This window comes from Rhizobium skierniewicense Ch11 (genome assembly GCF_023757665.1).
Lineage (GTDB): Bacteria > Pseudomonadota > Alphaproteobacteria > Rhizobiales > Rhizobiaceae > Agrobacterium > Agrobacterium skierniewicense.
Map to the genome: position 1 here is coordinate 38,328 of NZ_RXPG01000011.1, position 13,468 is coordinate 51,795.

A 13,468-nucleotide genomic window follows, 5' to 3' on the forward strand; every position below is an offset into this window, starting at 1 on the left:
AGGAGGAAACCACCATGACGATCATTCAGTCCGTAGACGAGTTGAAGGCGATTTACGGGACCGTTGCCGAGGCTTCCACCATCAAGGTCACGCCGGCCCTGACCGCCGAATACAGGCAGATGATCGAAGCATCGCCATTCGTGGCGCTCGCAACTGTGGGTCCCGAAGGCATGGATTGCTCACCGCGTGGTGACAAGGGCGGTGTTGTCAGGGTTCAAGACGACAGGACGCTTTTGCTGCCGGACTGGCGCGGCAACAACCGCATCGATTCGCTGCTCAACATCGTGCGCGATCCGCGTGTGGCTTTGATGTTCCTCGTTCCCGGCTCAACCACGACGATGCGTGTGAACGGAACGGCTGTGGTTTCTGCGGACCTTGCGCTACTTGAGAGTTTCGAGATGGACGGCAAGCATCCGCGGACCGTGACCGTCATCACGATTGACGAGGTGTATTTCCAATGCGCGCGGGCGCTCATCCGGTCCGAACTCTGGAAGACCGAAAACTTCATCGATCCCGCATCCTTGCCCACGCCGGGTGCGTTGATGAAAGCCGCAACGGCGGATTTCGACAAGGATACGTATGATCGGGAATGGCCGGAGCGTGCCGCGAAAACCATGTGGTGACATTGCGTCGGGGCCAAGACTTTCGGCCCCTACTTGTAGATTAGCCAGCTTTTGCCGGAATAATTTTTCTTCATGCCCTCTTCGAAGCAAACCGTGCGGTTTCTGCCGGTTTCCTTGCCGTGATAGAGCGCGGTATCGGCGTGACCATAGAGCTCGCCAGGGTTTTGCGCCTGTGATGCCATGGCATAGCCGATGGATATGGTGACCTGACCATAGTCGACGCCGGATTTGGAATTGCGAAACGGCGTCTTTTCCAGCGTGGTGCGGATGCGCTCGCACATGGCGTGAACCTCGTCCTGGGTGATGCCGTCGATGATGATGGCGAACTCTTCGCCGCCGCTTCGCGCCACGAAACCGTCCTTGCGCACGCTTGCCCTGATGACGGAGGCGACGCTTGCCAAAATCTTGTCGCCCACGGGATGACCGAAGGCGTCGTTGATCTTCTTGAAATTGTCCACATCCAACAGGATGAGCGCCGAGAGGTGCAAGCCGACCGTCGTATCGTAGATGAAAGCAAGCTTTTCGTCGAATGCCCGGCGGTTGGAGAGGCGCGTCAGAGAATCGGTATTGGCGATGCGCTTGTACTCATCCAGTTCCAGACGGACCTGCTGCATTTCTTCTGCATGGCGGTCCATGCCTTTCGACGTCGTCTCGTTCTCCGCCATCTTTTCGCCCGTGGCATCTGCGAGCATGGAAATGGCAGTGCGCAGAAGCTGCGCGCTGGACTGGCTTTTGTCCAGGATGCCAGCCCGTGTTTCATCGAGAATGCGATTATAATTTTCCAGGCAGGTCTGCTCGTGCTGGAGGACGATCAGGAGTGCATTCAACTCCGACTGTAACTTGTCGCGTGCAGCCTCGATCAACTGCCCATGGGTATGGTCGAAATAACGGGCGCCGAGTTCATCCAGCTCCTCCTGTGTCACGCGGCTTCCCAACACGCTGAGCTCACGCGTCAAAGCGGGATTGGAGCCGATATAGGCCTCGTAAAACAGGTTGTAGTTTCGTGGAATGGGAACAACGCCCATATTGCGCATCGCGAACATGATCTGCGCTGCGATATCGGGAGCTTTGGGCGTTGATGTCGTACTCATCAAGTCACTCCAGAAATGACGTTAGTATTGTGCCTTACGGGAAGATCAAACTTATTCTGAAATCCCGGCAAGCAAAGACAGAGCATTGTTTTACGGCAAGATGACCCAATAAAGCTGTCTCCCGTTTCATGCCGTTCAAATGCTTAAATCGGAATCGGCTAAATCAGAAGTCGTGATTTCACATAGCATTTTGCAGGTAAATTTATAGAGGTAATTTGTTGTAGTGCAGCAAATATTCGCATTTTTTCAGTGTTTTATCGGCCGCGTGGAATCGCGGGTTGAGACCTCTCCCAAAAAGCAGATAGAAAAAACGGCCCCGAAGAGCCGTTTTCATCTGTCTGTCTTACTTGGGGCCGATCATGTTTTCCGGCCGGACATACTGGTCGAATTCTTCATTGGTCAAATAACCACCACCCACGGCCTCGTCACGAAGCGTCGTGCCGTTTTTGTGTGCGGTCTTGGCGATCTTGGCGCAGGCATCGTAGCCCAGCTTGCCGTTGAGCGCTGTGACCAGCATAAGAGAGTTTTCGACGCCTTTTTTGATATTGTCTTCGCGGGCTTCGATGCCGACGACGCAATTGTCGGTGAAGGACACGGCTGCGTCGCCTAAAAGTTGTACCGATTGCAGGAAGTTATAGGCCATCATCGGATTGTAGACATTCAGCTCGAAATGGCCTTGGCTTCCGGCAAATGTGATCGCTGCCTGATTGCCGAAGATATGCGCACAGACCTGCGTCAGTGCTTCCGACTGTGTCGGATTGACTTTGCCGGGCATGATGGACGAACCGGGTTCGTTCTCAGGCAGCGCCAGCTCGCCGAGGCCTGCACGTGGGCCGGAGCCGAGGAAGCGAATGTCGTTGGCGATCTTGAAGAGGGCTGCGGCTGCGGCATTGATGGCGCCATGCGCAAAAACCATCGCATCGTGGGCGGCAAGCGCTTCGAATTTGTTGGGAGCGGTCACGAAGGGTAGGCCGGTGATTTTCGCGATCTCTTCGGCCACCTGCTCGGCAAAGCCGACTGGCGCGTTGAGGCCGGTGCCAACGGCGGTGCCGCCCTGAGCGAGTTCGTAAAGGCCCGACAGCGTCAGTTCGATACGCTTGATGGCAGAAGCGACCTGGGCTGCGTAGCCGGAAAATTCCTGGCCAAGCGTCAGCGGAGTTGCATCCTGTGTGTGGGTACGACCGATCTTGATGATATGGGCAAAACCCTTGGCCTTTGCATCAAGGGCTGCATGCAGGTGCTTGAGGCTCGGCAGCAGATGATGAACCATCTGCTCAGCGCAGGCGATATGCATGGCCGTCGGGTAGGTGTCGTTGGACGACTGGCTCATATTGACGTGGTCGTTCGGGTGAACGGGCTTCTTGGAGCCCATGTCTCCGCCGAGCATCTCAATCGCCCGGTTCGAGATGACTTCATTGGCATTCATGTTGGACTGCGTGCCGGAGCCGGTCTGCCAGACCACAAGCGGAAAGTGGTCGTTGAGCTTGCCATCGATGACTTCCTGTGCAGCCTTGACGATGGTCTCGCCAACCTGCGCATCGAGCCCACCCAGCGCCATGTTGGTGCGGGCTGCTGCCTGCTTGACGATACCCAGTGCACGAACGACCGATGCGGGCTGTTTTTCCCAGCCAATCTTGAAGTTTCCGAGCGAGCGCTGCGCCTGTGCGCCCCAGTAACGGTCGCTGGCAACCTCGATCGGGCCGAATGTGTCGGTTTCTGTGCGTGTGGCTGTCATCAGTCCTGCCTCTCCTGTGTATCCTCCGGCAAGCCAGCTGTCTGCTTGAGCCTTGCGCGCGGGCAGACATATAAAGCGATAGCGCAATCATGAAAAGCCTGTCGTGCCCACTGCCACCATATTTCGCGACGGATTCCGGGGCCGATGCCAATCGATTTCGAAAGTCTGGCTGCGTGGTATTTGGGTCACTTGACCGAAAGGGCTGATGTTCCTGCATTATGCCGGATACGTGACGAAAACTTGTTTGCTCAATGTTAAGAAACTAAAGAGAAATTTAACTATTCTGGCCAAACGTGGGGCCCACGCCAACACGAATTTTTTCGTGATGGAAACCCTTGTCTGGCACTGGATTGGACTTCGTGCGTTTCTTCCCAAAACATGCCCAATCAGCTAGACAGACACAGACTTCTCATATGCGCATCGATGAATGATGGCGCGGGACGCGGCGAGGATTACATTGAAAATCACATCTGGAAAAATATCGGCAACGTGGATACTGGCACTCGGTCTTTCCGTCTCAGTGGGCGTGCCGGGTACAGCAGGTGCTGTTACTCTCATGGATATTTTGCGCGGCGGACCTGGCAAGGTCGAGCGTGAGCGTCAGGACAGTGGTTTGCCGGGTGTGACCCAGCCGGGAATGGCAGCGACGCGTGATGTGGATCCCGAGCCTTTGCCGCGCGTTTCCGGTCCGCGTTATTATACATACAAGACCGACAGTACCCGTGCCGTCGATACGTCCAAGTTCTCGTCCGGTCTTGCCGGTGCCAAGTTGTCCGCGACACCTGAAATCGCAAAGGCGCTGGAAGCCTATTACAATGCAGGTGGTGCTCCCATCTGGGTGTCGAATGGCGATCTGAACGCACGCGCAAGTGCCGTTCTCGCTTTCTTCGATACGGTTGGAGACAGCGGGCTTAACCCGGCAGATTATGCCATTTCCGCTCCCTCGCAGGACGTGACCGCCAGCATTTCCACTGAGCCGGAGGCACAGGTCCAGAACGTCGCTGTTACCGAGCAGGAGACCATTCCGCCTGCCATGATGCGGTTCGAACTGGCGCTGTCCGCCAAGGTTCTGGCTTACGTCCAGGACACGAACCGTGGCCGTGTCGATCCGAACAAGCTGTCTGGATACCACGACTTCAAGCGAAAGACAGTCAATCTGACGCCCGTTTTGAAGCTTGCCAGCATGAGCCCGGATGTCGGCGCCTATCTGCGCAGCCGCGAACCGTCCAACGTCGAATATCAGGCGCTGAAGGCGGAGCTTTTGAAGCTGCGCAACGAAGACAAGGATACAGGCCAGAAGGTTGTCGTTCCTGCCGATCTCGTTCTGAAGCCGGGCGACAACAACGCCGATATGGCAACGGTCGTCAAAGCCATCGAGCATCGCTCGTCGGCTGGCCTGAAGACGGACCACGCAACAACACTGGCGGGTTATCAGCAGACACCGGAATACACGCCGGAACTGGTCGATCTCGTCAAGGCATTCCAGAGTGAAAAGGGCCTGAAAGCCGATGGTGTCATCGGCCGCGCAACCGTGCGTGCCATGACCGGCGACAGCAACGAAGCCAAGATCGCCAAGCTGGAAGTGGCCATGGAGCAGGTTCGGTGGTTGCCCGCCGATCTGGGCGACCGTTTCGTCTTCATCAACCAGCCCGCTTTCATGGCGTATTATCATAATGAGGGCAAAGAAGACTTCGGTATGAAGGTGGTCATCGGTTCCAAGGCGAACCAGACCTACTTCTTCCAGGATGAAATCCAGACCGTTGAATTCAACCCCTATTGGGGCGTTCCGCAGTCCATCATCGTCAACGAGATGCTGCCAAAGCTTCGCCGCGACCCGTCCTATCTGGACCGTCTGGGTTACGAAGTTCAGGTCAACGGACGCTCGGTGTCGTCTTCCAACGTCAACTGGTATGGCTCCACCAACGCGATCTCGGTTCGCCAGCCACCAAGCAGCGACAATGCGCTCGGTGATCTGAAGATTCTGTTCCCGAACGCCCATGCCATCTACATGCATGACACACCGGCCAAGAGCTTCTTCAGCCGCGACATGCGCGCATTGAGCCACGGCTGCATTCGTCTGGTCGACCCACGTCGCATGGCCGCTGCCGTTCTCGGCACGACCATCGACAATGTCGACAAGCAGATTGCCGCGGGCCAGAACCGCGCCGTCCAGGTGTCCGGCAAGGTGCCTGTCTACGTCGCCTATTTCACGGCCTGGCCTGACAAGGACGGCCGCGTGCAGTATTTCGACGATGTCTATGACCGTGACAGCTACGTCATGAAGGCGTTTGACGCCACGACGAAAACGCGCTCGTCTTCCATCTAAAGGGAACGCCAGCAAAACAAAAAAAGCGCCTTCACAGGCGCTTTTTCTATCAGAGGGCAGGGGCATGCGGGACATTCAGGCGGTTATCGATTCCATCTACGAGGAAATGCACGCGCGTCTGGGCGAAGGCAAGGTCGCAGATTATATCCCGCAACTGGCCAAGGTTGATCCAAAGCAGTTCGGCATCGCGGTAACCACGGTCGAGGGGCAGACCTTCGTTGCGGGCGACGCGCTCGTACCGTTCTCGATACAGAGCATATCCAAGGTGTTCATGCTGACGCTTGCGCTCGGCAAGACCGGTGAGAGCGTATGGAAACGTGTGGGCCGCGAACCCTCCGGCTCCTCCTTCAACTCAATCGTGCAACTGGAGCGCGAAGCGGGAATTCCGCGTAATCCTTTCGTCAACGCCGGTGCCATCGTCATCACAGACATGGTTCTGGCGGGACACCAGCCGCGCGAAGTCATCGGTGAATTGCTGCGTTTCATTCAATATCTGGCCGACGACGATACGATTTCCATCGATGATGCGGTGGCCAAGTCGGAACAGAAGACCGGGTTCAGAAATGTTGCGCTCGCGAACTTCATGAGCAGCTTCGGCAATCTGCACAATCCGGTCGAGAATACGCTGGGCGTTTATTTTCACCAATGCGCGATCTCGATGAACTGCGTTCAGCTGGCGCGGGCAGGACTGTTTCTGGCCAATCGCGGGCGCAACCCGGTGACAGGTCACTCCGTGGTATCGGACAAGCGGGCGCGACGCATCAATGCGCTGATGCTGACCTGCGGCCACTATGATGGCTCGGGAGACTTCGCCTATCATGTCGGCCTGCCCGGCAAGAGTGGCGTGGGCGGTGGCATTCTGGTCGTCGCACCGGGCAAGGCGTCGATTGCGGTCTGGTCTCCAGGGTTGAACGAGGTCGGCAACTCCGCACTCGGCTCCGATGCTTTGGAAATGCTGGCGAACGAAATGGGCTGGTCCGTATTCGGGGCTTGATCTTCACGGCAGATGCGGGCATTCCCTGAACCCGGAACGCTTCAAACGTTCAGGACCAAGCGAGATTGCCATGACCATTGCTGCCGAGATCGATGACACGCCGGAGGCCGTCGAGCCTGAAGAGCAGGGTGGCGCGCATCCGCTCTTTGCTGATGCGCCGCGTTCCGTGTCGTTCAACAAGCTGCGCAAGCGGCTGTTGCGCAATGTTCGTCAGGCTTTCGATGATTTCGATATGCTCAAAGGTCAGAAACGCTGGCTGGTCGGACTGTCGGGGGGCAAGGACAGCTACGGACTTCTGGCGCTGCTGCTCGACCTGAAATGGCGCGGTCTGCTGCCCGTGGAGCTCGTCGCCTGCAATCTCGACCAGGGGCAGCCCAATTTTCCCAAGCATATTCTGCCGGACTACCTGACGAAGATCGGCATGCCGCATCGCATCGAATACCGCGACACCTATTCCATCGTGAAGGAAAAGGTGCCTGCTGGCGGGACTTATTGTTCGCTCTGTTCCCGGCTTCGCCGTGGCAATCTCTATCGCATCGCGCGCGAGGAGGGGTGTGACGCACTGATCCTTGGTCACCACCGCGAAGATATTCTCGAAACCTTCTTCATGAACCTGTTTCATGGCGGGCGGCTTGCTGCCATGCCACCAAAGCTGATGAATGACGAGGGCGATCTGATGGTGCTGCGTCCGCTGGCTTACTGCGCCGAAGACGACATGGCGAAGTTTGCATCTGCCATGGATTTCCCCATCATTCCCTGTGATCTCTGTGGTTCGCAGGATGGCCTTCAGCGCAATGCGATGAAGGATATGCTGGCCGATATCGAACGCCGTATGCCGGGCCGCAAGGATGTGATGCTGCGCGCCATGGCGCACGTCAATCCATCGCATCTGCTCGACACGAAGCTTTTCGATTTTGCGGGCCTGATTGTCACTGATCCGTCATGCTAGAGGCTTAGGTCGTGAAGCTTCTCTCCCACGTTCAAAGAAAACCTTCATGACCCTTTCCGATACCGATCTTGATTTTCTCGTCGCCACCGTTGCCGACGCCGGTGAAACCGAAATCATGCCCCGCTTCCGAAATCTGAGCGCATCCGACATTTCCGAAAAGACATCAACCGTCGACCTGGTAACCGAAGCAGATGTTCGTGCAGAAAAGCGCATAACGGCCGCATTGCTGGAACGTTTCCCCGGCGCGCATATCGTGGGCGAGGAGGCTTACGACGCAGATCGTTCTGTGGTCCCCGCACTGGTGGATGCGCCGCTCGCCTTCGTGATCGATCCGATCGACGGTACATTCAATTACGCCGCAGGTTTTCCTGCGTTTGGGACTCTCCTTGCCGTCACCGTCAAGGGTGAGACCGTCGCAGGCATCATTCACGACCCTGTTATGGGTGATACGATTGTCTCGATGAAAGGTGCGGGTGCTACGCTAAAACCCAAGGGTGGTAGCGACGTCAAACTTTGCGTGGCAAAGCCTGTCGATCTTTCCCAGATGGTTGGCGTGTTTTCGTGGGGTCATAGCTTCGAGGAGCGGCGTCCGATCATCGCTGCCAATATGACCAAGGCCAAGATGGCACTAGCGCTGAATTGTTCGGCCCACGAATACTGGCTGGTTTCTAGCGGCAAACTGCATTTCATCGGCCACGAGAAGCTGATGCCGTGGGACCATCTCGCCGGTGTTCTGACGCATCAGGAAGCGGGCGGCTACACGGCCAAATTCGATGGCACGCCCTATCGTCCCGGCGATCTGACCGGCGGCATCCTGTCTGCGCCGGACAAGGACAGCTGGAAGATGCTTCGTCGCGAGATTGTTGGTCTTTGAAGACAACACGAGAAAGGAATATCCATGACCATTGAAGTCGACATCGCGTCCCTTGCCAATGCCCTGCAAGAGGCAGCAGCTGTGGAAATCATGCCGAGATTTCGCAATCTGGGTGAAGGCGATGTACGGATAAAGACGGAGGCCATCGATCTCGTCACCGAAGCCGACGAAGCTGCCGAACGCCTGATCCGCGCGCGGATCGCCGAATTCATGCCGGACGCATTGTTCGTCGGCGAAGAATCGGTGGCGGCTGACCCGTCGCTGCTCTCCAAACTGGGTGAGGCGGATCTGGCTGTTGTGGTCGATCCCATCGACGGCACCTTCAACTTCGCCGCCGGTCTACCGTTGTTCGGCGTCATGTTGAGTGTGGTGTCGAAAGGCGAGACAATTGCCGGTCTGATCTACGACCCCATGGGCAATGACTGGGTGATCGCGGAAAAAGGATCGGGCGCCTGGATGTGCAGTGCCGATGGCTCGCAGAGCCAGATGAGCGTCGTACCACCGCCAGAGCTGTCACAGATGGTGGGTATTGCCAATACCGGGTATTTCGAAGGCGATGTGCGCCGCCGTCTGCTCAACAATCTGGCTGATGTGCGGCTGTTTACCAGCTACCGTTGTGCCGCCCACGAGTACCGCATCTTCTGCGGCGGTCATATGCATTTCCTCATGTACAACAAGCTGATGCCGTGGGATCATCTTGCCGGCACGTTGATTTCGAAGGAAGCCGGCGCCTACGCCGCCCGCTTCGACGGTTCGCCGTATCTGCCGCACCACGTGGATGGCGGGCTTCTGCTGACCGCCAATGAAGAGACGTGGGAGCTGCTGCGCGAAAAGGTTTTCACGGTCTGAGGCGATCTCATTCAAACGCAAAACGCGCGGATGTCACCATCCGCGCGTTTTTGTTTTTCGGATCCGCTCAGTGGGTCGGTTTGTTTTGCGGCTGAAACAGCGCACCTTTTTCACCGATCACGACGAAAACAAGGCCCACGACCGACACGATGAAGAAACCACCGACCATCGGCAGGGCCGTGCCATTGAACGCCTGCCCGATCGCCGCACCAATGAGAGAACCGCCGATGGTGCTCATGAAGCCGATGACGGATGACGCTGTACCGGCCACGTGGCCAAGCGGCTCCATCGCCAGTGAGTTGAAGTTCGAGCCGATAAGACCGAACTGAAACATCGCCAAGGCAAACATGACGATAAACAGGACGAACGGCATCGGCTGCGGTCCGAACATCTGTGCCATCAGCCACACGAAGGTGATGACGATGAAGGCGACCAGAGAACCATGCGACAGCTTTCGCATCCCGAAACGCCCGACAAGACGGGAGTTGAGGAACGAGGATAGCGCCATGAACAGCGCGACGCCGGCAAAGGCTGCCGCAAACCACGGTCCAAGCCCGTAAATTCCCTTATAGACCTGCTCCGCAGAGTTGATGAAACCGAACAGCGCGCCGAAGATGACCGTGCTGGCAATCGTGTAGCAAAGCGCGACCCGGTTCGTCAGCACGATCTTGAAGCCCTGCAGGACAGATGCGACGGTCAACTGGCGGACATCTTCCGGCGCCAATGTTTCCGGCAGGCGGAGGTACATCCAGACCGTCACGATGATGGCGATACCCGCCATAAAGCCGAAAATCAGGTGCCAATCGCCAAAGAACAGCACGATCTGTCCGGTCCCGGGCGCGATGACCGGCACGACCATGAACACCATCATGATCAACGACATGACTTCGGCCATCTGGCGTCCGCCGTAGACATCGCGAACGATGGAGACGGTGATAACGCGGGTGGCGGCCGATCCTATACCCTGAATGAAGCGCAGCACCAGAAGCCCCGCAAAGGACGGTACAAAGATGACGGCGATGGATGACAGGATGTAGATGCCCAAACCGAACAGCATCGGCTTGCGACGTCCGAAGCGGTCTGCAATGGGCCCGTAGAACAGCTGCGAAATGCCAAAGCCCAGGAGATAGGCAGAGATGACATACTGGCGGTGGTTTTCGTTATCCACACCCAACGCCGCGCCGATTTCCTGCAAGCCGGGAAGCATGATATCGATGGCAAGCGCATTGAGCGCCATCAGCGCTGCCGCAAGCCCGATGAATTCCGTACGCCCCATGGTAATAGCGCGTGCCGGATCGGATTGTGAAAGATTTGTCACAGAATTTGTCCCAAAAGAACGGCAAAGGCGTTGCTTGGGGCAACGCCTAGACAGATTTTAAACGTCAGGGGGGCCGGGACTTCCCGGCCGAAATCACGCCGCGCCGCGGACGCTGATACCCTGTTCCTGGAGATGGTCCTGAAGCTCGCCCGACTGGAACATCTCTTTTATGATGTCACAGCCGCCAACAAACTCGCCCTTGATGTAGAGCTGGGGGATGGTCGGCCAGTTGGAATAATCCTTGATGCCCTGGCGCAGATCAGCGTCGGCGAGCACGTTGATGCCCTTATACTGAAGGCCGAGGTAATCGAGGATCTGCACAACCTGGCCGGAAAAGCCGCACTGTGGAAATTGTGGGGTTCCCTTCATGAAGAGCACGATATCGCTGCCCTTCACTTCGCCGTCAATCATTTCGTGAATGCCACTCATGGCGATTTCCTTTCACATGCGGTTCAAGGCCGCTGCTTCGTTCGCTCTTAGATAACATGGTAGCACATGATTTCCAGCCGTTAATGGCAAAAAATCCAAACGAGTTGCGCATAGCGTCTATGCGTTTGACGACAAGGCGACGGTGGTCCACGCGCTTAAATATCTCGACCGCTCGGAAGTTTGAGATTTCCTGCGGATCACACAGGTCGTCAAATATCCAGATTTTCCGCAAATGCTGAACGATCCTGAATGAAGCGAAAGCGGGCTTCGGGCTTGGTGCCCATGAGATTATCGACAGCGTCCCGGGTGCCCTCGAAATCCACGTCGTCGATTTCCACGCGCAAAAGCGTGCGCTTGGAAGGGTCCATGGTGGTTTCCTTCAATTGCGCAGGCATCATTTCGCCAAGACCTTTGAAGCGGCCGATTTCGACCTTTTTGCCTTTGAAAACCGTCTCCATCAGCTCTGCGCGATGGACGTCATCACGGGCATAAACCGTCTTGGCACCCTGGCGGATGACGTAGAGCGGCGGCACCGCCAGATAGAGGTGACTGCCGCGGATGAGTTCTGGCATTTCCTGATAGAAGAAGGTGATCAGCAGCGAGGCAATATGCGCGCCGTCCACGTCGGCATCGGTCATGATGACGATGCGCTCGTAGCGCAGGTCTTCATCGCGATATTTCGTGCGCGTGCCGCAACCCAGCGCCTGGATGAGGTCGGCGATCTGCTGGTTGGCGGACAGTTTTTCGCGACTTGCGCTGCCGACATTGAGAATTTTTCCGCGCAGCGGCAGGATAGCCTGGTTGGCGCGGTTGCGCGCTTGTTTGGCTGACCCCCCAGCCGAATCGCCTTCCACGATAAAGAGTTCGGCGCCTTCGGCCGTATTCTGTGAGCAATCCGCCAACTTGCCAGGAAGGCGCAGCTTGCGAACGGCGGTCTTGCGGTTGACTTCCTTTTCCTTGCGACGACGAAGGCGCTCTTCGCAGCGCTCGATAACCCAGTCCAGAAGCTTGGCCGCTTCATTGGGATTGCCGGCAAGATAATGGTCAAACGGATCGCGAAGCGCGTTCTCAACGATGCGCTGCGCCTCGACAGTGGCCAGCTTGTCCTTGGTCTGACCGACGAATTCCGGTTCGCGAATGAAGACGGACAGCATGCCGACAGCGGAAATCATCACGTCGTCGGTGGTGATTTCCCTCGCGCGCTTGTTCTGCGTCAACTCGGCGTAGTTCTTCAGCCCCTTGGTCAGCGCGATGCGAAGCCCGGCCTCATGCGTGCCGCCCTCGGGCGTCGGGATAGTGTTGCAATAGGAATGCAGTTGCGCATCGCCGCCATACCAGGTCACGGCCCATTCCATGGCGCCATGGCCGCCGGTCTTCTCGGTCTTGCCGGAGAAGATTTCGCGGGTGACGGTAAAATCCTTGCCAAGCGTCGCCGCCAGATAATCCTTCAGGCCACCGGGGAAGTGGAAAACGGCCTTTTCCGGGATGTCACCGTCCGGTGGCACCATGCCAGGGTCACAACTCCAGCGTATCTCGACGCCACCGAACAGGTAGGCTTTCGAGCGCGCCATACGGAAGATGCGGGCTGGTTCGAACTTTGCGTGATCGCCAAAAATCTGCGGGTCAGGATGGAAGCGAACGCGCGTGCCGCGACGATTGTGCACATCGCCCAGCTCTTCCAGCCCGCCCGTCGGGATGCCGCGCGAAAAACGCTGGCGGTATAGCTTGCGGTTTCGTGCCACTTCCACTTCGAGAAGGTCCGAGAGAGCATTGACGACGGAGACGCCCACGCCGTGAAGGCCGCCTGATGTCTCGTAAGCCTTTCCATCGAACTTGCCGCCCGCATGCAGCTTGGTCATGATGACTTCGAGCGTCGACTTGCCGGGAACCTGCGGGTGGTTTTCCACGGGAATACCACGACCATTGTCGCTGACCGTCAAAAAGCCTTCGGTATCCAGGTGAACTTCGATGAAGTTGGCGTGGCCCGCGACGGCCTCGTCCATGGAGTTGTCGATGACTTCGGCAAACAGATGGTGCAGCGCTTTCTCATCGGTCCCGCCAATATACATGCCGGGCCGCATGCGAACGGGCTCAAGACCCTCCAAGACGCGGATGGACGAAGCGCCATATTCCTGTTCCGACGAGGTGGTCACTGCCGCAGGCTTCGGCGTGCTAGCGACAGCCTTTACCACGGGCGCAGTTTTCGCCACAGCTGCTTCCGGCTCTGGCTTCGATGAGGTTTGGCTTGAAAAGAGATCGTTGCTATCGTCCATTGTGCCC

General features: G+C 57.2%; 11 protein-coding genes. 6 read left to right on the plus strand and 5 right to left on the minus strand.

Features of this window, described 5'->3' with window-relative positions:
* The first annotated feature begins 14 nt into the window (after nt 1–14).
* Complete coding sequence (locus EKM04_RS10945; protein WP_174152836.1) at nt 15–623, plus strand: pyridoxamine 5'-phosphate oxidase family protein; 609 nt, start codon at nt 15–17, stop codon at nt 621–623.
* A gap of 29 nt (nt 624–652) precedes the next feature.
* Here EKM04_RS10945 and EKM04_RS10950 read toward each other — a convergent pair whose 3' ends face one another.
* Nucleotides 653–1,714: a GGDEF domain-containing protein gene (locus tag EKM04_RS10950; RefSeq protein WP_174152837.1), complete on the minus strand. Its 1,062-nt coding sequence runs from the start codon at nt 1,712–1,714 to the stop codon at nt 653–655.
* A gap of 343 nt (nt 1,715–2,057) precedes the next feature.
* Nucleotides 2,058–3,449: a class II fumarate hydratase gene (gene fumC / locus EKM04_RS10955; RefSeq protein ID WP_174152838.1), complete on the minus strand. Its 1,392-nt coding sequence runs from the start codon at nt 3,447–3,449 to the stop codon at nt 2,058–2,060.
* 430 nt (nt 3,450–3,879) lie between these two features.
* Here fumC and EKM04_RS10960 point away from each other — a divergent pair, with 430 nt between their 5' ends.
* The 5 genes from EKM04_RS10960 (at nt 3,880) to EKM04_RS10980 (ending at nt 9,441) form a co-directional block, all read left to right on the plus strand.
* A complete protein-coding gene (locus EKM04_RS10960) occupies nt 3,880–5,775 on the plus strand; it encodes a L,D-transpeptidase family protein (protein ID WP_183897359.1) in 1,896 nt (631 codons plus the stop codon).
* Between the two features lie 64 nt (nt 5,776–5,839).
* Nucleotides 5,840–6,769, plus strand: a complete 930-nt coding sequence (locus EKM04_RS10965; protein ID WP_183897301.1) for a glutaminase — start codon at nt 5,840–5,842, stop codon at nt 6,767–6,769.
* A gap of 70 nt (nt 6,770–6,839) precedes the next feature.
* Nucleotides 6,840–7,718, plus strand: coding sequence for a tRNA 2-thiocytidine(32) synthetase TtcA (ttcA, locus tag EKM04_RS10970; protein ID WP_183897302.1), 879 nt, complete (start codon nt 6,840–6,842; stop codon nt 7,716–7,718).
* 46 nt (nt 7,719–7,764) lie between these two features.
* Nucleotides 7,765–8,592, plus strand: coding sequence for an inositol monophosphatase family protein (locus EKM04_RS10975; protein WP_183897303.1), 828 nt, complete (start codon nt 7,765–7,767; stop codon nt 8,590–8,592).
* Nucleotides 8,593–8,616: 24 nt separating this feature from the next.
* Nucleotides 8,617–9,441, plus strand: a complete 825-nt coding sequence (locus tag EKM04_RS10980) for an inositol monophosphatase family protein (RefSeq protein ID WP_183897304.1) — start codon at nt 8,617–8,619, stop codon at nt 9,439–9,441.
* 67 nt (nt 9,442–9,508) lie between these two features.
* Here the strand turns inward: EKM04_RS10980 and EKM04_RS10985 are convergent, their stop codons facing one another.
* The 3 genes from EKM04_RS10985 to parE form a co-directional block, all read right to left on the minus strand.
* The gene (locus tag EKM04_RS10985; protein ID WP_174153026.1) at nt 9,509–10,717 is read right to left on the minus strand and encodes a multidrug effflux MFS transporter; all 1,209 of its coding nucleotides are present in this window, start codon (nt 10,715–10,717) and stop codon (nt 9,509–9,511) included.
* A gap of 135 nt (nt 10,718–10,852) precedes the next feature.
* Nucleotides 10,853–11,188: a Grx4 family monothiol glutaredoxin gene (grxD, locus tag EKM04_RS10990; protein WP_183897305.1), complete on the minus strand. Its 336-nt coding sequence runs from the start codon at nt 11,186–11,188 to the stop codon at nt 10,853–10,855.
* Nucleotides 11,189–11,397: 209 nt separating this feature from the next.
* Nucleotides 11,398–13,461, minus strand: a complete 2,064-nt coding sequence (gene parE, locus EKM04_RS10995) for a DNA topoisomerase IV subunit B (RefSeq protein ID WP_183897306.1) — start codon at nt 13,459–13,461, stop codon at nt 11,398–11,400.
* Nucleotides 13,462–13,468 lie beyond the last annotated feature (7 nt).